Annotated in this window: 23 protein-coding genes; 10 read left to right on the top strand and 13 right to left on the bottom strand. The window is 38.8% G+C overall.

Annotated elements, in window-relative coordinates; translation table 11 throughout:
- Positions 1-100: 100 nt before the first annotated feature.
- The 5 genes from ACSQ6I_RS14875 to ACSQ6I_RS14855 form a co-directional block, all read right to left on the bottom strand.
- Complete coding sequence (locus ACSQ6I_RS14875) at positions 101-301, bottom strand: hypothetical protein (RefSeq protein ID WP_438891094.1); 201 nt, start codon at positions 299-301, stop codon at positions 101-103.
- 150 nt (positions 302-451) lie between these two features.
- Positions 452-724 (bottom strand): YlxR family protein, encoded by a 273-nt coding sequence (locus ACSQ6I_RS14870; RefSeq protein WP_438891093.1) that lies wholly within the window; start codon positions 722-724, stop codon positions 452-454.
- Positions 725-854: 130 nt separating this feature from the next.
- Entirely contained in the window at positions 855-2,129 is a 1,275-nt protein-coding gene (gene nusA / locus ACSQ6I_RS14865) for a transcription termination factor NusA (RefSeq protein ID WP_438891092.1), read from the bottom strand.
- 126 nt (positions 2,130-2,255) lie between these two features.
- The gene (rimP, locus tag ACSQ6I_RS14860) at positions 2,256-2,717 is read right to left on the bottom strand and encodes a ribosome maturation factor RimP (protein WP_438891091.1); all 462 of its coding nucleotides are present in this window, start codon (positions 2,715-2,717) and stop codon (positions 2,256-2,258) included.
- Positions 2,718-2,908: 191 nt separating this feature from the next.
- Positions 2,909-4,354 (bottom strand): hypothetical protein, encoded by a 1,446-nt coding sequence (locus tag ACSQ6I_RS14855; RefSeq protein ID WP_438891090.1) that lies wholly within the window; start codon positions 4,352-4,354, stop codon positions 2,909-2,911.
- Positions 4,355-4,600: 246 nt separating this feature from the next.
- On the opposite strand from ACSQ6I_RS14855, the gene ACSQ6I_RS14850 reads away from it, so the two are divergent.
- From ACSQ6I_RS14850 to rfbB, 3 genes are all read left to right on the top strand, one after another.
- Positions 4,601-5,311 (top strand): peptidoglycan-binding domain-containing protein, encoded by a 711-nt coding sequence (locus ACSQ6I_RS14850; RefSeq protein ID WP_438891089.1) that lies wholly within the window; start codon positions 4,601-4,603, stop codon positions 5,309-5,311.
- Positions 5,312-5,619: 308 nt separating this feature from the next.
- Positions 5,620-5,994, top strand: a complete 375-nt coding sequence (locus ACSQ6I_RS14845) for a hypothetical protein (protein WP_438891088.1) — start codon at positions 5,620-5,622, stop codon at positions 5,992-5,994.
- Between the two features lie 208 nt (positions 5,995-6,202).
- Positions 6,203-7,291: a dTDP-glucose 4,6-dehydratase gene (rfbB, locus tag ACSQ6I_RS14840; RefSeq protein WP_438891087.1), complete on the top strand. Its 1,089-nt coding sequence runs from the start codon at positions 6,203-6,205 to the stop codon at positions 7,289-7,291.
- Between the two features lie 293 nt (positions 7,292-7,584).
- On the opposite strand, the gene radA is transcribed toward rfbB, so the two are convergent.
- Entirely contained in the window at positions 7,585-9,159 is a 1,575-nt protein-coding gene (gene radA / locus ACSQ6I_RS14835; protein ID WP_438891086.1) for a DNA repair protein RadA, read from the bottom strand.
- Between the two features lie 169 nt (positions 9,160-9,328).
- Between radA and rpaB the strand changes: the two genes are divergently transcribed.
- From rpaB to ACSQ6I_RS14805, 6 genes are all read left to right on the top strand, one after another.
- Entirely contained in the window at positions 9,329-10,057 is a 729-nt protein-coding gene (gene rpaB, locus ACSQ6I_RS14830; RefSeq protein ID WP_438891085.1) for a response regulator transcription factor RpaB, read from the top strand.
- Positions 10,058-10,143: 86 nt separating this feature from the next.
- Positions 10,144-10,785: a cofactor assembly of complex C subunit B gene (locus tag ACSQ6I_RS14825; RefSeq protein ID WP_438891084.1), complete on the top strand. Its 642-nt coding sequence runs from the start codon at positions 10,144-10,146 to the stop codon at positions 10,783-10,785.
- Positions 10,786-10,820: 35 nt separating this feature from the next.
- Positions 10,821-11,339: a DUF456 domain-containing protein gene (locus ACSQ6I_RS14820; protein ID WP_438891083.1), complete on the top strand. Its 519-nt coding sequence runs from the start codon at positions 10,821-10,823 to the stop codon at positions 11,337-11,339.
- Between the two features lie 331 nt (positions 11,340-11,670).
- Complete coding sequence (locus tag ACSQ6I_RS14815; protein WP_438891082.1) at positions 11,671-13,536, top strand: Mu transposase C-terminal domain-containing protein; 1,866 nt, start codon at positions 11,671-11,673, stop codon at positions 13,534-13,536.
- Positions 13,537-13,539: 3 nt separating this feature from the next.
- Positions 13,540-14,391, top strand: coding sequence for an AAA family ATPase (locus ACSQ6I_RS14810; RefSeq protein WP_438891081.1), 852 nt, complete (start codon positions 13,540-13,542; stop codon positions 14,389-14,391).
- Positions 14,348-14,902 carry a hypothetical protein gene (locus ACSQ6I_RS14805; RefSeq protein ID WP_438891080.1) on the top strand — a complete coding sequence of 185 codons (555 nt, stop codon included), beginning with the start codon at positions 14,348-14,350 and terminating at the stop codon, positions 14,900-14,902. The genes ACSQ6I_RS14810 and ACSQ6I_RS14805 overlap by 44 nt, the downstream gene beginning before the upstream one ends.
- A gap of 351 nt (positions 14,903-15,253) precedes the next feature.
- Here ACSQ6I_RS14805 and ACSQ6I_RS14800 read toward each other — a convergent pair whose 3' ends face one another.
- Positions 15,254-16,765, bottom strand: coding sequence for an IS1380 family transposase (locus ACSQ6I_RS14800; RefSeq protein ID WP_438891079.1), 1,512 nt, complete (start codon positions 16,763-16,765; stop codon positions 15,254-15,256).
- 130 nt (positions 16,766-16,895) lie between these two features.
- The gene (locus ACSQ6I_RS14795) at positions 16,896-17,327 is read right to left on the bottom strand and encodes a hypothetical protein (RefSeq protein ID WP_438891078.1); all 432 of its coding nucleotides are present in this window, start codon (positions 17,325-17,327) and stop codon (positions 16,896-16,898) included.
- Between the two features lie 137 nt (positions 17,328-17,464).
- Here ACSQ6I_RS14795 and ACSQ6I_RS14790 point away from each other — a divergent pair, with 137 nt between their 5' ends.
- Positions 17,465-17,773, top strand: a complete 309-nt coding sequence (locus ACSQ6I_RS14790; RefSeq protein ID WP_438891228.1) for a HigA family addiction module antitoxin — start codon at positions 17,465-17,467, stop codon at positions 17,771-17,773.
- A 32-nt stretch (positions 17,774-17,805) separates the two neighbouring features.
- Here the strand turns inward: ACSQ6I_RS14790 and ACSQ6I_RS14785 are convergent, their stop codons facing one another.
- From ACSQ6I_RS14785 to ACSQ6I_RS14765, 5 genes are all read right to left on the bottom strand, one after another.
- On the bottom strand, positions 17,806-19,965 hold the full coding sequence (locus ACSQ6I_RS14785; RefSeq protein WP_438891077.1) for an NACHT domain-containing protein: 2,160 nt from the start codon (positions 19,963-19,965) through the stop codon (positions 17,806-17,808).
- Between the two features lie 35 nt (positions 19,966-20,000).
- Positions 20,001-20,903 carry a CHAT domain-containing protein gene (locus ACSQ6I_RS14780; protein ID WP_438891076.1) on the bottom strand — a complete coding sequence of 301 codons (903 nt, stop codon included), beginning with the start codon at positions 20,901-20,903 and terminating at the stop codon, positions 20,001-20,003.
- 303 nt (positions 20,904-21,206) lie between these two features.
- A complete protein-coding gene (locus ACSQ6I_RS14775; RefSeq protein WP_438891075.1) occupies positions 21,207-21,560 on the bottom strand; it encodes a hypothetical protein in 354 nt (117 codons plus the stop codon).
- An 84-nt stretch (positions 21,561-21,644) separates the two neighbouring features.
- A complete protein-coding gene (locus tag ACSQ6I_RS14770) occupies positions 21,645-23,963 on the bottom strand; it encodes an SAV_2336 N-terminal domain-related protein (protein WP_438891074.1) in 2,319 nt (772 codons plus the stop codon).
- On the bottom strand, positions 23,960-25,006 hold the full coding sequence (locus ACSQ6I_RS14765) for an AAA family ATPase (protein ID WP_438891073.1): 1,047 nt from the start codon (positions 25,004-25,006) through the stop codon (positions 23,960-23,962). Before ACSQ6I_RS14765 ends, ACSQ6I_RS14770 begins: the two co-directional genes overlap by 4 nt.
- Positions 25,007-25,014: the final 8 nt, after the last annotated feature.

Here is a 25,014-nt window from a genome sequence, read left to right as displayed (position 1 = left end):
TTGCCTGGTTTGTGACATCTCCATCCTTTGATCACTGTTTTTTAGGTTGCCCTTGGTGATGTTGCCGGTGCCTCCAATTAGGAAAGAGAGATGTTTCGGTTTAATTCTGGCATCCCCATCTGGAATGATGGTTGACTGACTTCCACAAAAATTTTTGATTTAAAAAATTTTTATGGACAGCCTTGAAGCCGAACTGCGCTAAAGCGCTACCAGGTTGCCATACTTGAGTTTTTTGTTTTGCTGATTCTGAGTCTTCCACAACACAATCGAGTAAAACTTGTTGGGAGTATTGCTTAGTCATCTCTCTCTATGAAAGGAGAGCGGCTTGCTGTTTACACCCATTTACTATTTTGGCACTAACCCCAACGATACCAGAGGGAGTGATGAGAGTGCCAATTGTTTGGCTTTCATCACAATTGCTCTAGAGATTACCGTCTTTAAGTTGTTCCAATTAAATGTGATTTTTTTGGGTATTGCTTTGGGCTAGACGCTGATCCAGTTCCTGATAAACTGCTTCAGGCACTGTTCCATGTAGCGATCGCCCTAATCTATTTTTTTTCTGAGCTACTTGTAGGCAGCTAGTTTGTGGACAAATATAGGCAGAACGCCCCATGCCCTGATCTAATTGTACCTTTCCAGATGGAAAGACGCGGACAATCCGCCAAAACTCTTCTTTGAGTCCTATGCGGCGACAACTAATACAACGCCGATAGTTCGGTTTCATCAGTCAGTTCAGCAGTTTATAATCCCCTAAAATTAATTCTTGCTTGTCCATTTTGACACTTGTCGAATGTTTTCCAGTAATATGTTTGACATTTGACAGTTAGTAGACAGTTCTCAACCGCAGTTGAGGATTAATCTTCTTCAGCGTCAAAATTATCATGCTCTAATTCTAATTCTTCTTGATTTTCATCTTCTAGTTCCTCCATGTCATTTTCATCATCCTCCGGTTGATATTTTGCTCTTACAGCCACAAATTTAGCATCCTCTGCGGCATAGTCATATTTAGCTTTATCTTTAATGTCTATTTTCCAACCGGTTAATCGGGCGGCTAATCGGACATTTTGTCCTTCTTTCCCAATAGCCAAACTTAGTTGATCTTCAGCTACGAGAACGTGGGTTTGCCGAGTTTCCGGGTCCATCAGGCGTACTTCATCTACCCGTGCTGGACTTAAGGCGTTAGCGATGTAGGTTGCAGGGTCTGGAGACCAGCGAATTACATCTATTTTCTCACCTCTTAACTCATTAACTACCACTTGAATTCGAGATCCTCTAGCTCCAATACAAGCCCCAACTGGGTCTACATCGCGATCTAGGGTATCTACTGCTATTTTAGTCCGGGGACCTACGTAACGGGAAGGGGGATTGGCTTCTCGTGCTACAGCTACAATTCGCACCACTTCATCTTCAATTTCTGGGACTTCGTTGGCGAATAAATAAACTACCAATCCCGCATCAGCACGAGAAACGAGCAATTGAGGGCCTCTTTGCTGACCTTGAGATACTTTTTTGAGATATACCTTAAAGGTGGCATTAGCCCGATAATTATCATTAGGTAACTGTTCCCGTTTTGGTAATTCAGCTTCTACTTCTGGTTGACCAAAACCACTGCTAACTGCCAAAATTACAGATTGACGCTCAAACCTTAAAACTCTAGCTTGCAGAACAGTTCCTTCTAAATCTTGGAACTCTTCTTGCACCATCTGCCGTTGTTGATCCCGCAGTTTTTGTGCTAGTACTTGCTTGGTTTGCATTGCCGCCATGCGACCAAATTCCCCTTGATCTGGGGTAACATCTAGTACTACTGAGTCCCCTGATTGGGCTTCAGGTGCTACTTGTTGTACTTCTTCTAAGGAAATTTGATGGTCGGTGTTACTAACTTCATCAACAATAGTTTTTGTAGAAAGAACGCGAAATCCTTCTCCTTCAATATCAAGTTCTACTTCAAAATTATCAAAATATTCTTCATCAAATTGTCTACGCTCTAAATTTTGGGCGCGACGATAACGTTCGTAACCTTTAAGTAGTGCTTCTCTAATAGATGATTGAACTGCTAAACGAGGTAAATTTCGCTCGCGGCTGATACTTTCAATTAACTCTTTTAATCCAGGTAAAGTAACCATTGACATAAGCAATCTCCTTAAATTTTATGTCAGCATCCAGTAAAATTTTGGATTTTAAAGTTTGGATTTTAGATAAAAATCTAAAACCCCTAATCTAAAATCTAAAATCTAAAATCTAAAATCTAAAATCGATTAGTGGCGCTCATCCAGCTGCACCCTGGTAACTAGAGAACGGGGAATTTCAACTACACGACCTTTCTGATTTAGGTAAACTGTTGTTTCATCCCGGCGAATCAAGTGACCAATCCATTCTTGCTGTCCGTCGTAGGGTGGAGAAGTGGAGATAGTTACAGGAAATCCCTTAAAAGAAATAAATTCCCTGTCGGTCACTATTTGTCGCGAAATACCAGGACTGGATACTTCCAATACATAAGCATCTGGAATTATCTCTGCCGCATCTAAGGAGGCTTCTAAAGCACGGCTCATCCGTTCACAATCATTCAGGCCAGTGTCCTGTTGGAGATTACGGATGTCCACCCGCAAAACTGGTGGCCGCTGGTTGGTGTGAAAAACTATACCAACAACTTCCAATCCCAGTTCTTCTGCTACTGGTGTGGCTAATTCAATAATTTGTGGGACTAAGGGATGAGTCATGCGAGAATTCAATAAAAAAAGTGGGCATTTACCCACTTCCTGCGATAGGGATATCTTCCAAGAAGTCTTGTGACGAACCGTCGTTGGTTCGCCCCTAACATGAGTGTAGCGTATTTTTTTCGTTAGTCATTAGTCATTAGTCATTAGTAAGTTGACAGGGAATAGGGAATTAGTTATTCTCCCCATCTCCTTTACCTATCGCGGATTTCTGGGAGAACGCCTTTATGTACTACTGTCTGAACAGATGCTTTATTTCTCATCTGCCTGGTTTGCTCAATAATTTGGTCAATATCCTCTTGGGATAAACGTTGGACGTAGTTAATTTTGACTTCTTCGAGAAAGTCGTTGAGTAAACTTTGAATTTCTGTAATTACGTGCTTTTCCTGGATTTGGGAACCTAAAACCGTGCTGAACTTTTCGATTAATTCGTTAGTAAGTTTTGCTGCTACTGGATCTTGAATGGCACTAACCAATGCACTATATAGGTTAGTGGTAATTTGGTTGACTAATTGTTCACTGACTTGGTTTTGTGCTTGTCCCACACCTGGAAGCATTTGTAGATGACGATAAACTGGTATTTGCTGGAAAGCGGTTTCGATATTGTGGCTCAAAATTGCATTAATTTCTGGCTGGATTTTGGGTAGTACTTGATTAACAACGGTTTTTAATAACAGTCCAGCGATCGCTTCCACTTCATTTATATTATTAATATCTATGTAGGCACGCTCTTTTTCCGGCTGCAATAGCCACCGAGTAAGATCGCCTCGCTGAATTGAACCCTGAACTTGATTTATGACTCGCACTACCACTATTTCTGTGATTTCTTCGGCAAAATTGGCTACTATCCCTTGATGAATTTGTCGCCTCACTAAATGTAGATCAATTAACTGTGCTTGATCTAGACGAATTATTACTGGTAAAACTCGCAACCAACGCCAAACGGGAATTAGTAAAAATAGATCGTACCAACGCCACAAAATCGCTTCTAACAGGCTTAAATGCCGATTTTGACGTTTGATATAAAAAGTACGTCCTAGCAATTCCAAGCCAAATATCACTACAAACGGTAAATCAATTAACCAAAAATTATCCAAAAATTCCCCATTATCCCCGATTTTGCGGTAATAATTAGTAGCCATTGAAGGGCGAATTTGCTGATTGAAAAAACTAATTTCTTGAATCCAACCATTTTTAGACAAATACCCCGGACTCCAAAAAGTAGCAAAGGCACGTTTTGCAGATTCTTGGCCAATGTGTTCCCGCATCCGGTTTTTAATTTTTTCCAAAGATCCACTCTTACCCGCACCCGCAAAAGGGTTACTATCAATCATCTCACTGCTGAGACGGTTAATTTCCTCTAGCTTGGCGATTACCACAGGTGAGTTTAACCCTGTTTGACTAACCTGTTCTTCTAATGCAGCTACTGTTTCCAGATATTTTTTCGTGTCTCGATGAGTTTCAATACCTTTAATTGGATCATATATCTGGGTGATCTGAGGAACTCTTCGGAAGTAGAAATCCCGCCAAGGTACATAACTTAAATCAAACAAAACTAACCCTAGGTTAACAGTGGCAGTAATGGCCATTAACCTTTCAAACCATAGGTTGTGTTGCTTGCGGGATTTTATTTTAATCATTACTAGTTATGGAATATACCGAAAGTTTGATATTTCTTGCTCTTGGTGTAAGGTATGGACTGGTAATGACTACTGCTAATAAAAACCAGACCATTGTATAGATATCAAGGCTCAACTTATTTATATTAGTTAATAATCGTGAGGATTCCAAATTAATCAAAATTAATGAATAATTAGCAAAAAATAACTTAAAGAAACTTAAGATGCATCTGTTAGCATTTCTATTTATCCAAAGGAGTTTTAATAATGTGGTGTGATTTAGGCAAATCAGGGACGACCATCGCTTTGGTCTGTGTAGTGACAGTTAGTGCAGTAATCTCAGATACTGCTTTTGCAGTCCGTCAGCGTAATTATAAGCCAGAGGAATTCCGTGCTGTTTTGCGGGGCTTAGGCTATAACGTCAAAGTGACAAACAGTCCACTAACTGATGAAGAAACTAAAAAAGCAATTACTGAGTTTCAAAAGGGCTACAAGTTAAATGTTGATGGTAAAGTCGGACCAAAAACTCAAGCTTTTGCTGCCAACATTGTACAAATTCTGCAAGGAAATTTGAATGCTGTACTCAAGCCAAATCCTGCCTTGCCTCGTGATCAATTCTACAGTCCCCGCATGGAAGAATTAGTGAAGGAGTATCAGAAAAAAAATCAACTTCAGGAAACTGGAATTGCTGATTTGGTACTCCGTCAGAAGTTGAATGAAGAGGCCAAGAAAATAATTAGCCAACCAACAACAAAGCCATCACCTACAGCTAAACCCACAACCAAACCAACACCAACAACAAAGCCCTCACCTACAGCTACACCCACAACCAAACCAACGCCAACAACAAAGCCCTCACCTACAGCTACACCCACAACCAAACCAACACCAACAACAAAGCCATCACCTACAGCTAAACCCACAACCAAACCAACACCAACAACAAAGCCCTCACCTACAGCTACACCAACACCCTAGATTTGTAATTCATTTACAGTATTTTTCAGGTAAATGAAGTAGATGCTTAGGGGCGAACGGCCGTTCGCCCTACTATAATTTTTACTTTTTTCTAGATATACTCAAAATGCTTTAGGAACCTTACTTTTCATTGAAAAAAATAAGTTCTAAGCCTCTCCCTGTTAAAGGGAATGGAAAGTTGCAGTGTAACAAGTGGTTAGGCTGCTGGAAGTGATGATTAGGGTCATCTGAAATTTATCCGCACCGCTTTACATCACTATTGATTATAGGCTTTTGCAAATTTGTTTAAATATGACTATTACCACTCTATGACTAATCCTCAGCTTTCTATCATTATTCCCATGAGAGAAGGTGTACAAGAATTATGGTTACAAGAACTCTTGAAAATTCAAGGTAGCACAGAGATTATTTTAGTTTATCCACCTCACGTCCCTTTCATCAATATTAATGATTCTCGCCTGCGTCAAATTGCAAGTCCTCTTAGAGGAGAACTCATTCAAAGAGTGACAGCTTTACTTAATACGTCAGGAAAATATTTTCTCTCTATTAATTGTGATGAATATCTTCATCCACATATTAGTGAAATTACAGAAGATTATTTTAGAAACTTTCCTGATAGCTATTTCTTGAGATTAAATCAAGTTCAATATCCCTTTGGCAAACTACCCATTGATAAACCGTAGGATTATCTACCAAATTTGGTTTCCTAAAGATACACTGAGAAAACTTGCTCAAAGATTAGGTTTAAAAAGCCATCTTCCTAAATAATCAAAAAATGGGATAAATTGGGACTGTTTAATTCCGATGAAACTATGTGCTTAACTAATTCAAATTGTTGAAATCACCAAAATTCTACTTAATTTAAAAAATAAATAGGACGAAATAGGTTATATGTCAAACTTCAAAAAAGATGATATACCTACTTTATTAGTAACAGGTGGAGTGGGCTTTATTGGAGCTAACTTTGTTCTCCAAGCTAGAAAAGAAAAAAGGGCTAATATCATTAATTTAGATAAACTGACCTATGCAAGTAATTTACAAAATTTAGCAGATGTGCAAGATGATCCCAACTATTTTTTTGTTCAAGGAGACATTAATAACTTTGAGTTAGTAAGTTATTTGCTAAATCAATACCAGCCAGATGCAGTAATCAATTTTGCTGCTGAAACCCATGTTGATCGTTCAATTCTTAGCCCTCAAAATTTTATTCAAACTAATGTATTAGGCACATTTCAATTATTAGAATCAAGCAAAGTTTATTGGCAAAAATTAACATCATTAAAACAAGATAACTTCCGCTTTTTGCATATATCAACTGATGAAGTATATGGTTCATTAAACCTAACAAGTCCAGCCTTCAGAGAAGATACACCCTATGCGCCTAATAGCCCCTATGCAGCTTCTAAGGCGGGTGCTGACCATTTCGTTCGTTCCTACTATCACACATACGGTTTACCTACTTTAACAACCAATTGCTCGAATAATTATGGGCCTTTACAATTTCCTGAAAAACTGATTCCTTTGACCATTCTCAATGCTTTAAATGGTAAAGATTTACCTATATATGGTGATGGACAAAATATCAGAGATTGGCTATATGTAAGTGATCACTGTGAGGCTATTGATCTTGTTTTGAGAGAGGGAAATATTGGTGAAACATACAATATTGGGGGCATAAATGAACGAACTAATTTAGTAGTTGTGGAAAAAATTTGTGCGATTCTTGATGAATTAGCACCTAAAGATAATTTTAAATATTCTTCTCTAATTACCTTTATTAAAGACCGACCTGGGCATGATCGTCGCTATGCAATTGATTGTAGTAAAATCAGCAGAGATTTAGGCTGGCAACCAAAAGAAAATTTCGATAGTGGTCTATTAAAAACAGTTCAGTGGTATCTCAATAACTCTGATTGGGTAGACTCTGTATGTACAGGCACATACCAAAACTGGATTAAACAAAATTATGAAACACGATGATTTATTCATAAATTCTCCTGAATCCTGTAGGTTTAGCACTGCTAAACCCTTACTAAATCCTGTTACTAAACAACTTTTTCACAAATCAGTTTATCAACGAAGAGGCAGGGAGAAATGAACCCCTTCCTCCTGCCGTGAAGCGGAGCGAAGGGTCTGAGTTCCCCACTTCTACAAAGTGGTTCTCGTCCAGGTGGGGTGGTCACTAAGCTTTGTCGAAGTGTCGAATCCCCATCTGTTGCGCCAGCTTCCCGCAGGGTACTGTCCCCCCTGCTCCCTGCTCCCTTGCCTCTTTTTCAATCATCCTCGTCTTCCTCGTCAGGTTCTAAATCTCCTTCTGTCAGTTCTTGATGGGGAATGGCGGCGATAATTGCATCTATTACCTTGGATACTGGTAAAATCTCGATATTTAAATCGGGGAATTTTGTTCCTTTGGGAACGATCGCTCTTTTAAAGCCTAATTTCGCTGCTTCTTTTAACCGCAATTCCATTTGGGACACTGATCTCACTTGTCCACCTAATCCAACTTCCCCGATTAAAACAGTACCGGGATCAACTATTCTGTCACGGAAACTGGCAACAATTGCGATCGCTATTCCTAAATCTACAGCAGGTTCTTCTACGCTCAAACCCCCAGCAGATGCAACGTAGGAATCTAATTTCGACATGGGTATCCCTACTCGCTTTTCTAATACTGCGAGAATCTGCACTAAACGGTTATAATCTATCCCAGTTCCTGCCCGTCGGGGTGAAGGATAACTGGTAGGACTAACTAAAGCTTGTAATTCTACAACTATTGGTCTTGTTCCTTCGCAAGCTACGACAATAGCTGTACCCGGTGCGGGATCATCTCGATTACCTAAAAACAATTCTGAGGGGTTGTCAACTTCCCGTAATCCTTGCGCTACCATTTCAAATATACCAATTTCGTGCGTTGCTCCGAAACGGTTTTTTACTGTTCTTAATAATCGGTGAGAGGCAAAGCGATCGCCCTCAAAATACAATACTGTATCAACTAAATGTTCTAAAACTTTCGGACCTGCGATCGCACCTTCTTTGGTGACGTGGCCGACAATTAACATGGTGACATCTTCGTGTTTTGCCACCTTCATTAAGGCTGCTGTACATTCACGAACTTGGGCGACTGAACCGGGTGCAGATGTCAAAGCCGGAAAAAAGACAGTTTGTATACTATCAATCACTGCCACATTTGGTTTGAGGGAATCTATTTCTCGTAATATTTCTTCTAAATCTGTTTCTGGTAAAACATATAAATCTGCACCGATACTGTCGGGATCGATTTCTAATTCAGTAATTTCTTGTAAATCGTTAGTTACTTTTTCGTCTGAATCCTCGCTTGCTTTCTCCTCAGTAATCACAGTTAAGGGTTTTGACATTCCCAAACGAGAGGCGCGTAACTTTACCTGTTGTCCTGATTCTTCCCCAGTGACGTAGAGAATGCGGTATTTTTGCGCCAATTGATTGGATACTTGTAAGAGTAAAGTAGATTTACCAATTCCTGGATCACCGCCAATTAGCACCATTGAACCAGGAACAACTCCACCACCAAGTACCCGATCTAGTTCACCATAACCAGATTCCCAACGAGCAATTTGGCGATCGCTAATTTGATCAAATGTCAGAGAAGCTCTTGCTTTAGCCGGTTTAGTTAATTTAGTACTAGATTTATTGTGAGTTTGAGCAGCGTGCCAATTACCAACTCCCCCCCGACTAGGTACATCCACTCCAAAAGGGCTGGGATTCTGTTCTATCAAAGAATCATAAGTGTCACAATTTGAACACTTTCCAAACCATTGGGAGAACTCTGCTGCACAATTACTGCAAATGAATATAGTTTTTGGCTTTGCCATGCTTAATTTTTCTTAAAGAATCTTAATTCTTTCTTAAGTTTTAGAAAAAACAGAAATCTAATCAGAGTAGTATTTACAGGTTTTTTCTAATCAGTTGATGGAATGATATCTTAATATTATGGTATTAAAATTCATCATGTAAAATTTTAGTTAGGGAGCTTAGGGAAACTTGGAAAGTCATAAAGAAAAAATCCTGGTAGTAGACGACGAAGCCAGCATTCGCCGGATTTTGGAAACACGCCTTTCCATGATTGGCTACGATGTAGTAACTGCTGGCGACGGAGAAGAAGCCCTAGACATATTTCGCAAAACTGAACCAGACTTGGTAGTTTTGGACGTAATGATGCCTAAGCTAGATGGCTATGGTGTTTGTCAAGAATTACGTAAAGAGTCCGATGTTCCCATTATCATGTTAACAGCCTTAGGGGATGTAGCTGATCGCATCACCGGACTAGAATTAGGTGCTGATGACTATGTAGTTAAACCATTCTCCCCCAAAGAATTAGAAGCTCGCATTCGCTCAGTATTACGAAGAGTAGATAAAACCGGTGCAACTGGTATTCCTAGTTCTGGGGTGATTCATGTCGGGAATATCAAAATTGATACGAATAAGCGCCAAGTTTACAAAGGGGATGAGCGTATTCGCTTAACAGGTATGGAATTCAGCTTACTAGAGTTGTTAGTAAGTCGCTCTGGAGAAGCTTTTTCCCGTTCAGAAATTTTACAAGAAGTTTGGGGATACACGCCAGAACGCCACGTAGATACTCGCGTGGTAGATGTGCATATCTCCCGTTTACGGGCAAAATTAGAAGATGATCCTAGTAACCCAGAACTGATTCTCACAGCCAGAGGCACTGGTTATCTTTTTCAACGCATACTGGAAGCGGGAGAGGAGTAAGAAGCAGGGAGCAGGGAGCAGGGAGCAGGGAGCAGGGGGGAAAGATAAATAAATATTCTTTCCCAATTACCACTGACTAATGACTAATGACAAAATCTGATCCAAATCGAGTTTTGCGGCGTTTACCCTTGGTAGTTGGGGGTTTAGGTGCTGTACTTTTGTTGATTAATCGGTTGTTAACGCCGGAACTGACAAATTCTCAAGCACGAGGGGATGTGTTGGGAGTGATTTTGAGCGCGGTGTTAATTTTAACAGGTTTAATTTGGCAGCAGGTACAGCCGCGATCGCCTGATACAGTAGAACTAATTGGGGAAGAAGGTTTTTTCTTAGCGCCAGATTTACCAGAAACCGTGAAAACAGAACTAGCTTGGGCATCCCGTTTATTATTGACTAATACAGTGACGCGATCGCTCATAGTTTACTATCAAGGCCAAGTTTTGTTACGTCGCGGTATTCTGGCTCCTAAATCTGAAGTCATCCCCGGAACAATCTTAAAACGAGTATTGGAAACACAAAAGCCAATTTATCTGGTTGCTTTATATGTGTATCCAGGCAAAATAGAATTTGATTATTTACCAGAAAATACACAAGGTGTAATTTGTCAACCTATAGGTAAAGAAGGTGTTCTAATTTTAGGAGCAAATGCTCCTCGTAGTTACACCAAACAAGATGAAACATGGATTGCGGGAATCGCTGATAAATTAGCGGTGACTATGGGTAATGGGTAATATTTATCTGACTCCTGAATTATTAGCAATTAATTATGCAAATTATTTACTGGTTATTAATAGCTATCATGCTCGTGGGTGTAATTGGTTCCGTAGTTCCAGCCATTCCAGGAAGCAGCTTAATTTTAATTGCAATTATTATTTGGGGAATTGTCAGTAGTTCCTTTGCAGCGATTAAAATTCCCCTGATTGTTACAGTTGTTGTTCTGCTTCTGAGCATGGGAGTTGATTTCCTAGCTGGCTACTTGGGTGCTAAACAAGCCGGTGCTAGTAAATGGGGACAAATTGGTGCGTTTGTGGGTTTGTTTTTAGGATTCTTTGGCTTATTGCCAGCTTTACCATTTGGTGGACCACTCTTGGGAATGTTAATCGGTCCACTTTTAGGTGCAATTGTCGGTGAATATCTTTATCAAAAAGATTTAGGAAAGGCAGTTAAAGCTGGTATCGGAATCACTGTAGGAACGTTGGTAGGTAATTTGCTTCAAGGTTTATTAGCCGTTGGTGCAGTAATAATTTTTTTGTGGACAACTTGGCCTCAGGTATATGGAGGTTAGAGTTTCATAATGAAAACGCTGAAAATCTTTGAAGTTAGCAACATTCACTTGCTAATGCAAAATCGGTGTACGTTCGCAAATTAAATGTCGCAGTTCGCAAGTCATGTCGCAACTGCTTTTAAGGACTAAAACCTTTATTCTATAAGCATCATAAGCTATTTACCCCTACAAAAGACTAAGTTACCTAATTCGCATATTGTATGTCGCAAAACCTGGTTCGCAAATTAAATGTCGTTTGTTAAGATTTTGGTATTTTGCAAATTAGATGTCGCATTTTTGAGTAATTCATGGTACATTAGTACCTTAATTATTCATGAGTGGGTTTCACTCTATGGCAGATGAAGAATTTGAATTCACTGAAGACTCGACGCAAGTTCCAGATGCTATTTTGCTTGACAAGAGTAATTTTGTGGTAGATCCATCCCAAATTATTCTGGCAACGTCGGATAGACATAAACTGACATTTAATCTAATCCAGTGGCTTGCTGAATCTCCCAACCGCACTATTAAGTCTCAGAGAAAACAGGCAGTTGCAAATACCCTTGATGTTTCTACTCGCCAGGTGGAACGTCTTCTCAAGCAATACGATGAAGACAAGTTAAGAGAGACAGCAGGAATAGAACGAGCCGATAAGGGAAAATATCGAGTTAGCGAATATTGGCAAAACTTCATCACAACAATCTATGAAAAGAGTCTGAAAGAAAAACATCCAATATCACCAGCATCCATAGTTCGTGAAGTGAAGCGACACGCAATTGTGGATCTTGGACTGAAGCTAGGAGAATATCCTCATCAAGCCACTGTCTATAGAATTTTAGATCCTTTAATTGAGCAACATAAACGGAAAACAAGAGTTAGAAATCCGGGTTCGGGATCTTGGATGACAGTAGTAACACGAAATGGCGAACTACTGAGGGCTGATTTTAGTAACCAAATTATTCAGTGTGACCATACTAAATTAGATGTTCGCATAGTTGATAATCATGGCAATTTACTGTCTGATCGTCCTTGGCTAACTACTATTGTGGATACTTTTTCAAGCTGTGTTGTTGGTTTTCGCTTATGGATTAAACAACCCGGTTCTACAGAGGTGGCTTTAGCTTTAAGACACGCTATTTTACCTAAAAACTACCCTGAAGATTATCAACTTAATAAGTCTTGGGATGTATGTGGACACCCCTATCAATATTTTTTTACTGATGGTGGTAAAGATTTTCGCTCAAAACACCTCAAGGCTATTGGTAAGAAATTAGGATTTCAGTGTGAATTGAGAGATCGCCCACCGGAAGGCGGTATTGTTGAACGAATTTTCAAAACTATTAATACTCAAGTTCTCAAAGATTTACCCGGTTATACAGGGGCAAACGTTCAAGAACGCCCCGAAAATGCTGAGAAAGAAGCCTGTTTAACTATTCACGATTTGGATAAAATTCTCGCTAGTTTCTTTTGTGATATCTATAATCACGAGCCTTATCCTAAAGAGCCTCGTGATACGAGATTTGAACGCTGGTTTAAGGGTATGGGAGGAAAACTACCTGAACCTTTGGATGAGCGAGAATTAGATATTTGTTTGATGAAAGAAGCCCAACGAGTTGTTCAAGCTCATGGATCTATTCAATTTGAAAACCTGATTTATCGGGGAGAATTTCTCAAAGCACATAAAGGTGAATATGTAACGCTGAGATATGATCCAGATCATATTCTGAGTTTATATATCTACAGTGGTGAAACTGATGATAATGCAGAGGAATTTTTGGGTTATGCTCATGCCGTTAATATGGATACCCATGATTTGAGTATAGAGGAATTGAAAGCCCTGAATAAAGAGCGAAGTAACGCTCGTAAGGAGCATTTTAACTATGATGCTTTATTAGCATTGGGTAAACGCAAGGAACTTGTAGAAGAGCGTAAAGAGGATAAAAAAGCAAAAAGAAACTCAGAACAAAAGCGTCTCCGTTCTGCATCCAAGAAAAATTCCAATGTTATTGAACTACGCAAAAGTAGGACTTCCAAATCTTTGAAGAAACAAGAAAATAAGGAAGTTTTACCAGAGAGAATTTCCAGGGAAGAAATCAAGCTTGAAAAGATAGAACAGCAACCACAAGAAAATCTATCAACTTCACCTAACCCTCAAGAAGAAGAGAGACATAAGTTAGTTTTCTCTAACCGTCAAAAAAATTTGAACAAGATTTGGTAAATTATGGCGCAACCTCAACTTGCAACTCAATCTATTGTTGAAGTCCTAGCCCCAAGGTTAGACATCAAAGCTCAAATTGCTAAAACTATTGATATTGAAGAGATTTTTAGAGCTTGTTTTATCACAACTGATCGGGCTTCGGAATGTTTCAGATGGTTAGATGAATTGCGTATTCTCAAACAATGTGGTCGAATCATTGGACCAAGGAATGTAGGAAAAAGCAGAGCCGCCCTTCACTATAGAGATGAGGATAAAAAACGAGTTTCCTATGTAAAGGCTTGGTCTTCATTGAGTTCTAAGCGGCTATTTTCAGAAATTCTAAAGGATATTAACCATGCTGCACCAACAGGTAAAAGGCAGGATTTACGTCCAAGATTAGCGGCTAGTCTGGAACTATTTGGATTAGAATTGGTGATTATAGATAATGCAGAACATCTTCAAAAAGAAGCATTGCTAGACTTGAAACAACTTTTTGAAGAGTGTAATGTTCCTATTGTTTTAGCTGGAGTTAAGGAGTTAGATGAACTTTTACAAGATTGTGATTTATTGACTAATTTTCCTACACTATATGAATTTGAACGGTTGGAATATGATGATTTCAAAAAAACATTAACTACAATTGAATTGGATGTTTTATCTCTTCCAGAAGCGTCTAATTTAGCTGAAGGCAATATTTTTGAGATTTTAGCAGTTAGTACAAATGCGCGAATGGGAATTTTAATAAAGATATTAACTAAGGCTGTTTTACATTCTCTTAAAAATGGATTTCACCGAGTTGATGAAAGTATTTTAGAAAAAATTGCTAGTTGTTATGGCACAAAATATATTCCTCTCGAAAACAGAAATAGGAATTAATGAAGATGATGAAATTCGCCCAAAGTTAGGCTATGTTGAACCTTATGAGGGGGAGAGTATTAGTCATTATTTGGGGCATTTGCGACGGTTTAAGGCTAACAGCCTACCGTCAGGATACTCGTTGGGAAAAATTGCTGGTCTTGGTGCAATAATTTCACGTTGGGAGAAGCTTTATTTCAATCCATTTCCTACTCCACAAGAGTTGGAGGCTTTGTCCTCTGTGGTGGGAGTTAATGTGGATAGATTAATGGAAATGCTCCCATCTCAGGGAATGACGATGAAACCTAGACCAATTCGGTTATGCGGGGCTTGTTATGCAGAATCTCCTTGTCATCGGGTTGAGTGGCAGTTTAAAGATAAAATTAGGTGCGATCGCCATAATTTACGTTTATTAATAAAATGTACTAACTGTGAAACTCCTTTCCCTATTCCCGCAGATTGGGTTAAAGGTCAATGTCCTCATTGTTCTCTACCTTTTGCAAAGATGGCTAAACGGCAAAAGCGTGATTAGATTGTGGGAATAAGGCAATTATTACAGAGTGCTTTGCGATTCCTACGGATATCTCTATGCGATCGCAATTTAGTTCCAAACAACTAAACCCGGATTTCTCACAAGTGAGATAAAAACGCTTAGGTTAACCAAATTGACGACAATTTAATTGATACATTATCAAAATACCTCCAGAGATAAGTATCTCAAAGTAAAAACCGAAGTATATAAGGATATATCAAATACATTAGAAGTGATTAATACTGAAGCCGAAAACTGTTAATAATAAAAATTGACATACTAATTCATGAGTTAAATCAAGTAAAATAACCCCAAAAAAATCACTTATTAAAAATTAGAAATAGCGATGAATTACGAATTATATGATGTCATAATTAACGATTGACTTGGTATTCGAGATAAACACTGATAAACCGTGGCAAAAAGCTCCTGATAAGGACAAGCATTACTAATTGCGATTAAAACCCGTCGTTTACTAATAGTAATAACAGCTCCTAGCTTCAGTAACTGTGTACGGATAGTCTCAACAGTTGCATTTTTCAGTTCTGTTTTTGCTAAACATTGCTCTCGCAGAGCATTCATCAAGACATAAGCAATAGATGCTAACCACAAACGTAATTGATTTCCGGCAAATGTATGGGTACTAGTTCTATCACTTTTTAGCCCTAATTTTTGTTCTTTTAAGCAATTCTCCATGTTGCCTCGTGGGCAATATTTTTGAGTATAAAGTCGTCCAGGAGGAATTTTATTAATCGGGAGTGAAGTCACTACAAAGCGAGTATCGACTTCTTCATAGCTATACTCAACTTTGGCAACAACACGACGATTACGACTCCAACTATCTAGAGTTTGATAGTCAAGAGAACAATACCAAATTGAGTTATCAACCAATGCTGCTGCGTCGGTTTTTAAATCTGGTGATGAGGGAAACAAGGTTTCAAAAAACTTGACTATGGGTTGAATCTTTGCCGCGAATTCTTGGGATGCACGATACTTTATTGATTGAGATAGCTGGATTAGACGATTATTCGGTGCGAGTCCAAATACATAGTCAATTCCAGTTTGAGATTCACACCATGCCATAATCTCTTCTCTGGAATAAGCGCTATCTCCTCGAATAATAATTTTTACGTTCTGCCATCGTGAGCGGATTATTTTTATAACTCGTTGTAATTCTTCTATTCCCCCTTCTGCTGGTTCTACATTAGATGCACGAAGTTTTGCTGCGAGTAAATGTTTACCACAGAAAATGTAAAGTGGAGCATAACAATATCCTCTATAATAAGGATTGAAGAATGTTTCTTCTTGATTACCATGTACCAAATCATCAGTAACATCTAAATCCAAAATTATCTGTCTTGGTGGTTTTTGATAAGATTCTAGAAATAGCTCAACCAAGAGTGTTTCTATGGCTGACGCATCATGTTCAATACGATGATATTGACTATCCCACCTTGTAGATACATTTTCTGGGCAATGTTCCAGACGATTTAAAGTACTTTTTCCCGCCAATGTCATTGATTCTTGTGACGAATTCACCACTTTTCCCACACAGAGCGCAAATATCGGATCGTGACGTAGATTTTCATGGTCATTTATATCTTCATAGCCCATGATTAAGCCATATATTCTTTGTGCAATTAAGCTATGAACTGGATGTAAAATTTTATTTGGCTGTCGGTAATCTTTGAAACATCTTGCCAGCCGCGATGTTATTTCTCTTTTTCTGTCCAGTTCAGCAATTAATGTTAACCCGGCATCAGATGTTACAGGCTCACCCTTGAAATTTACTACAACTGGACATGAATTCTCTTGTTCAAATATGAACTGTTCCGGTATACAATCGTTTTTATTGGGGGTCATGCTTCAAACTGCTAGAATCCTTTGACAATATACATTTTGGCAGTTTATGACCCTTATTTTTCCAGTCTTGTGAGAAATTCGGGTAAAGACATCTGAAAACTACATCTCTCAATGATAGGGTTTAAGATAATCAATCCCAAGCTCGCGTTAATGGATCAATTGGTATCTCTGGATCAATCTCAATCACGGTGATTTTAGCATTCTCCACCACCGTATTGCCCATAATTGTATTGTGTATTGTTTCAAATTTCGACTCTTCCTCAGCAATACGTTCGTAGTGCAGAATTACATGATAATGTTTGGTAATTGGTTCTCCAGAGTCCGATCGCTCCACTGTCAGCCAATCTATATTTTGTTGTTCTTCCGCTATTCGACGATACTCATCGGCTAGTTGTTCTAAGGCGATCGCGATCGCGTGTTCTTTTGTTTGACCATAGCATTGTATATTTTCTCTAGGAGAATCACTCAGGGATGGTGATAACTGACAAATATACTGTCCATTGCTTTGGGGTTGCAATGTGATTGTGATAATTCCGGTTATATCTGGGTTGAGTTCTGTCATGTTAAAGGTTATAAAAAATTTAGGATAATATGCTCATGGTTAAATTGTAAGCGATGGTAGATTTGCTTTGTTTGAACAGATGAAAACAATGCTTCAGAAGTTGAAATAGTCGATTACCACTAAGTATAAAAATCATGATGAATAACAACCATTTGCCAAACATTCATCCAGGCGAAATCCTGCAACTAGAATTCTTAGAACCGTTGAATATCACACCTTATAGATTAAGCAAAGATATAGGTGTATCTCAGACACGAATTAGCGAAATTTTATCTGGAAAGCGCAGTATTACAGCAGATACAGCTTTGCGTCTATCTTACTATTTTGGCAACACTGCCCAGTTTTGGTTAAATTTACAAACACAATATGATTTACGTCAGGCATTTGCAGAAAATTCAGAAGTTTACAATCAAATTCCTAAATTTCTCTCTGATGATGTAGCCTAAAATTCAATACAAATTATGAGATGATCTCTCTATTATGCCGTTTCACGTTTGCGTTTTTCGATTTCGGCGATGGGTAGTAATAATGTATCCTTAATTTCAATACTTAGTTCATCTGTCATAACATCATTATTTAAACAGTCTACCAGAACTTGATTGCAAAAAACATATTGGGATAATAAATCTATTTCATTTTGTGAAAATTGCCAATTATAAGCTAAGTCATCATTTTTAATGACATTATCTATTAACTCTTGTCGCCAAATACCTCGATCCATTTGTTGCCAAGATTGAAAAGCATAACAGTCATTTTGAGGATCAGGTAGTTTAGTCCTAAGAATTTGTAATTTTTGGTATAATTGTTCATTTCCTAGCTCTTGTGTTAAGAGTAGAGCAAGGGTGACGGATAAAGACAAGTCGCCAAGAAGTTTAATATCATTATCATTATTCTTATCTAGGGTGATAGAAAGCATAAGAGATAAAGCTAGATCAAGAGCCATTTCGTAAGCAGAAAAGAGAGAGAGATGAAGTGCCTCAAATAAATCATAAATTCTTGCCCAGACAAAAGCATTAGATAAAAATTTAAATAGAGGGCTGTTGTGAGTTTTAGCAAGGAAAATAGCAATCTCACGAAAAAGGGAGAGATCACCATGAAGATTAGGATCTAGCTTACAATAGAGTTCATTACCAGTCAGGGGAATAATGTTGCTGGTTCGTCCGATTAAATATATATAAAATGCTCTAACAGCATAAGGCTTGTATTGGGTTTTCACAGTGTTAGATTTTTCTTTTAGCCAGTGCAAAAATATTTGAAAATTGGTATCTCTTGCCAATAAAGAATCTATTGCTTGTTTCATCCCTAATAACAAGTCATCAGCATTGGGTGACATTTCGGTAGCCATTAAAAAGACTTCACGCCAATGTTTTTTAGTGATGTGGTTAATCAGGGCTTGCAGTTCCTTAACTAAAAACTTCTGAACAGTGATAATCTTCATTGCAACAAAATATTCATGGAAGGTGAGATGTGAAAATGACCAAACTTTATCAGCCCTCTCAATCAACAACCCATGCTGAGATGCGATCGCTCTCAACACTGTTCGACTATCCCGCAGCCCAACTCCCAAAAACTCTGCAATGGAACCCTCAATTTCCGTCTGCTCAAACAATACATACTGTGGCTGCTCAAACTTTTTCACTGCTAGATAACTAAGTAATTCTAGCTTTCGTTCCAGTGATAAATCTCGATAAATCTCATCTCTCTCAATCTCCCGTGACTTGTCCCACCGCTCTAACAGTAGCTCTAATCCTTCCTCATAAAGTTTGGAACGCTTTGAGTAAAACTTGCCTGTTTGGTGAAATACAGCACAGGTCAAACTCAGCAAAATCGGTGTAATTGCTAAATCCCGAATTGGCTTATTCGCATCAAGAAAAAGCTGACTCAGAAACTCATTTGACCGTTTTAATCCTGCTGACTCATCCTTCATGACAGCCTTAAACCAATGCTCGGCAAACGATCGCAGCTGGGCTTCATTAAAATCTGCTATTTCTACATAGTCAAACCGATCAAACCGTGATTCTTGGCTTTGCGTCCGACAGGTGACAATTACCTGTACCTGTGAATAAGAACGAGCAAACTGCTTAATTTGCTTGGTGATGTTCTTACCGTCTTCTCCTGTGACTTCATCTAACCCGTCTAGCAACAGCAATACCCGACCTTGATTGAAAATCAAATTAATTTCTGCATTTGATAACTGCCAGCACTGCTCAAAATATGCCTCCAGTGAATAGGCAAATTTACGTCCATCATCTACAAATTCTCGCAGTTTAATCAAAGCTGGAATTCGGTGCGTTTGTAAATTGCCAGCGTTGCATTCCGTAACTACTCGCTGCAAATAAGTGGTCTTCCCTGAACCTGGTTTACCCACTACCATTAAATTCGTATTTTTTTCCAGCACTTCTAGTCCTGAAATCCTTTCCCGTTCTCCACCCAAGCCAATGCGATCTAAACTGCGATAACTTGGATTCTTACTGAAGTCTTGCCACAGGTCATCGAGTTCTGACTTCCGATTACTGCTGAGTTCCTCTAGGATGTTCACATCCACAAACAAATCACCTAAAGGAACCCAGTGATCTACTCCCCATAATGGCATGGTGCTATGTAGTCGCTGGATATGATCATGAATAAGCGATCGCACTTGTTGTACCAGTTCATCAACTGGATTTGTTGCCGTTAATTGGACTTTTTTTTTAGATTTTTGAATACTGGGGTATTTTCCTCTGGGATTCCTTGCAGAGCGATCGCATCACAACCACCGTGATAAGCATCTTCATAAGAATAACCAGCCGCTAGTTCATCATAAAAACCAACTGCAAACTTAATCGCGGCATCGTCTCCTATATTACTATTCATACCAACCACATAATCAATATGTTTAACTATCTCATCTGCTTGAATTTCCGAGTAGCAAGCATTGAGAACAACACATTCAAGTCCTCGCTTGGCAAATCGTTTGAATAAATTTGCTAAAGCCTCAGTTGAAACAAGTTGTGCTTCTCCTAAATCATTTTCTAAAACTAATCCATCTTCACCAGAACCATGTCCAGAAAAGTGAACAATCTGGGGATTAAAATCCAACATGGCACGACGTAAATCATCAGGACGAACCGCCCCACGTTGCTGCAAAATAAATTTTTCTCTATGCTGCGACCTTCGCAAACCCTCTTCAATTTCTCGCACCTCTTTATCTAAGCGCAATCTCGCTTCATTGGTGGGGCTGGAGGCTACCACTAAAATGGTTTTGCGCGAACTACTTTGAGGATTTTCCCTTTGTGCCAAGTTCTGAAACTCTTCTTTGAGGATAGAGCGAACGATTTCTCGGATCTCTGTGGTGTTAGAACCCTGAATTACAGCACGAGTAACTTCTCGAATCGCTTGTGCATCAAGTCCTTGGTAAGTGCGATCGCCAATATGAATAGCTTGTCCCTGTCCAATATTAACAATGTTCTTACCTACTTGTAGATTTTGAATTCCACCCCTATTTAACCACTGACGCAAAGCTTTAACGTCCTCATCAGTTTGATTTCCGTTGAGAATGCGTTGAATAAGATCATTAATGTTGCTGGGGTCTGTCATTGATTTCAAAATTTTTTAGTTCTATTTTAGACAAAAATTTCTATAAACTCCTAGATTTTTCTTAATTGTCATTTTGATGATGATTCAAGCAGTAAATTTGTATTTAGGTTGAGATGGCGATCGCAATTAATTAGCTTCTAGGACTTACGCACAAGTTACGAAAGAACAAACCACGAAGGACACAAAGAACACGAAGGAAAGAGGGTTTGAGAGATATTTTGCGTAAGTCCCGTTAAAATTAAAGCTAAGGTAATTTACTAACAAAGAGGTAGTATTAATTCATCCTTAGTTTCAAATCAGAATTTAACTTTTGTGAATTACATCACCAATATGAACGTTATCAATTTTTTGGACATTGACAATATTTTCCGTCCCGTACTCTATTATTTGACGAATTTTGTAAATAGTCTGTGTCGCTTCAGGCTTCACTTCTTCCCATCCTGTATCGGGTAAACCTTTACCACCTCGAAGTTTGGCGATCACAAAATCTCCTCCAGTCATATCGTTTTGAGGAACTTGCTCCACTTTATATAACTCACGCGCAGTTTCAGATACTGCTTTACCAAGGTGATTCATGATATTAGAAACTCTAACTTCTGTATCACCTGGTTTGTTTCCTGCACCTTGTAAAGCTTCAAGAAAATGATAAGTGTACATACTAATTCTTTCATCTTTTACCCAAGATTTTTGCTCACCTTCAGAGGAAGTAAAAACTACTCTACTTTTCCCCTTTTGGCCTTGCTAAATCAAGGTATGAAAATAAAAATCTAATAATCTGAAATACTGTTCATTTAATAGTTTAGCGATCGCAACTAAATACAAATCATACCCAAAATCAGCAACACCCCCCTTTTTCAATTCATCAATCAAATCTTTGGATGGTGCAACTCGGAGAAAATCATCAAACTCTTCATCCAGTTCTTTATCAAGTTCCAAATCAGCATCTTTATAAGTTGCCATTCCTGCTGCGTGACAACTATCAATTACAACTAATAAACGTTCTGATTGAATTTGCCGTATTGCTTCGGTAAAATCTTCTGCTGATAATGCCGAATTTGCAATTTTAGTGGGTTTAATGTCATGCTGCAATAAATAATATCTGTTTGTGTTTTTATCTACCCAGCCATGTCCTGAATAATAAATAAATACAGTAGCACTAGGGTCAGATTCGGCTTTTTCTTTTAACCAATTTAATCCATCTAAAATACCTGCTTTAGTTGCATCTTTGTTATTTAGTACCCGAATATGCTCTTGGTCATCAGGATAGGCACACAGTTCAGGGTCAATTAGTGCAGCGTAAATTGCCTGGGTATCTTTGACAGTTACAGGCAAAGACAATTTACTATAAGCAGATTCACCAATACCAATTAGTAACGCATAACCATGATTAAAAGTATCACTGATTAATGGAATTGTTGGATACGAATTTTTATTAATTTCAAAATAATCTAACTCCAATTCCTTAGCAAGCTTTACATATTCACCACCCAAACCCCTCAAAACCTGAGCAGTAACCGTTGCAAAACATCCAACTTCCTCAACAATCCCACTATCTCTAACTTCTTGCGGATTCCTCAAGACAGCAGCAAAATCTTCAAGCGATAACCCTACTTTCTTAGCCACATATTTCGATACCTCATCCACCACATTCAAAACATACTCAGAAGGAACAGAATCAACTAATAACTCCCGCACCCCGTCCATAAATTCATACTGAACATAATCAGGATTAGTATCTGCATTTATCTCAGATAATGGCTTTAATAATCCCCCTAAAAACACCTCAGCCACATGAACTTGTTGAGAATCTTTTAATAGTGATTCTCGAATTAATCGCACAATTGGCAGACTAATTACAGGTGCAGAAGCTAATAATCCTGCTAATTTTCGTGCCATCGGTGAAGCCGTTACTCGAAATGCCTGGACACGCTGTTCTGCATTCAATTCACTATGATTAAGATTAAATAACTCTCTTTCCTTTTTAACAGGAGGATCTAACTTAAACACATATCCCAAGGTCCAAATATTGCCCTTACCTGATAACATTTGCGCCCAAGTAGCAACTTTATCCGGTTCTAAGGTAAATACAGGGACTTTAACCCCCGTTTCTTCCTCCAGTTCATCCCACAATGACACTTCTTTAGCAATTAATTTCTGGTTAAACATCCCAGGAGTCAACCCCCGCAACCGCACTTCTGAGGCTCTACCTAAAGCAGTTCTTTTCCACAACCACTTAGGAAGCATCTGGACAATGGCCATTGACCCTTGTTTTGCCCAGAGTTCTAATACAGGCGTAAGTTCTCCATTGCGCCACAGAGATGACACACAATCACTGACTACCAACACCAAACGCCGACCAGTAGGGTCAATTAATTCCTTGGGACTACGGGGAGTTTGATTTTTAGCTGCTGCACCGATACCCCGACGAATCTGTACCTGTTCATTGTCATCCGTAATTAGTCCCCAGACCCGTACATCTCGGAAAATTCCATAGTTTTTCAGCAGTCGTTCTAATTCCTTAATGGTATGTCTCCAGATTTGCATGGAGATGGCTTCATCAACGACTAATTCCAAATCTAACCAAGGTTCTACCGTGGGTTTGAGTACGGGTATCCACAGTCTTTCAACCGCAATTCGTTGGATAGTAGCGGCTTCATCTAATACCAATTCTCTTCCAGAGGGAATACGACGCATTAAGGGCTTTAACGCTCGTGCTAAGGTTAAAGGCTCACGCAAGGAAGGAGCATCAGGGACTTTAAAGGATAAATTTGATGATTTCAAACTTTGTTGCTCATTTCGGGGATAAATGCCCGCTTTTGGTTCTTCTGGTGATTTATTTGGTGTTTCTTCCAAGTCTGAAGTTTTTGGCAATGTTTGCTGATTTAGCTGATTTTCCGGCTTTTTATTTTCTCTCTCGTCTTCCGTTTGCAGGGGAAAACTAGAGGAGACTGACTCAGATGGAAATTCCTGCATTTGAAGTGCCAGCCAAATCGTATCAGCAATTTCTGCGGCTGACATTTCTACTTCTTTACTCAATGCAGTAATTAACTGGTCAATCATCTGTCCTCCGCACTGGTTAAGTATTTCAGCAAAATATCAATTAAGTCTTTCTCTTCTGCTGCTTCTGGTTTAAATTCACGAGTGACTATATAAATGGCATTCAGCAATTGATCTGTTGCTATATCTCCACCTTCTCGCAATGTTCTAAATTTGGCAATTAATTCATTAATTTTTTCCTCGTCTTTTGTGATTATATCGCTGCCTAAATGTGCCTTCACAATTTCTTTCAAGGCAGTTGCATCAGGTTCATAAGGCATATTTAATCTGAGACAACGCCTCAAAAATGCTGGGGGAAAATCTCGCTCACCATTGTTAGTTAATAAAATAAAAGGGAAATTTTGACAGCGCAATCGACCTGCTTTTATAGGAACATCTATCCCATCATAGGTACGAATTTCTACCTGATTCACTTCTTTGGAAATTCGCGCTAATTCTGGGATTTCAAATTCTCCCTCTTCAAATAAATTGAGTAAATCATTGGGTAAATTAATATCGCTTTTGTCTATTTCGTCAATCAGCAAAACACGAGGACGACGGGAAGGAAGAAGGGCTGTACCTAGTGGACCTAGTTGAATGTAGCGACCAATATCTTTACTTTTATAACCCATCTGCACATCTTGGAGACGAGCGATCGCATCATAACGATATAATCCTTCCTGTAAGGTTGAACGAGCAGTAATATACCAAGGTAATACAGCACCCAGTTTTAGTTCATAAGCCACAGCATAAGCCAAAGATGTTTTACCTGTTCCCGGTTTTCCTGTTACTAACAAAGGTCGTCTTAAATACAGGGCTGCATTGACCATATTAATAACAGTATTTCTGTCATTATTTTTATCAGTGTGGATACGGAAACTTTTACCCCGTTCCTCATCTCTAATATTTGGCTCTGACTCCTCACAGAATTTCTGCCAGCGTTGCTCAATTTCTTGTAATACCGAATCATCTGCACCGATGAATTTACGCCATTCTGGAGGATATGGAAGTTGATTAATATTATCGTGTGGTTCACTATTACCTTGAAAAATTTTCCAATCATTCATGTTATTAA

The organism is Anabaena sp. WFMT (assembly GCF_051781005.1).
Taxonomy (GTDB): domain Bacteria; phylum Cyanobacteriota; class Cyanobacteriia; order Cyanobacteriales; family Nostocaceae; genus Anabaena.
This window is presented reverse-complemented; position numbering and strand designations above follow the sequence as displayed.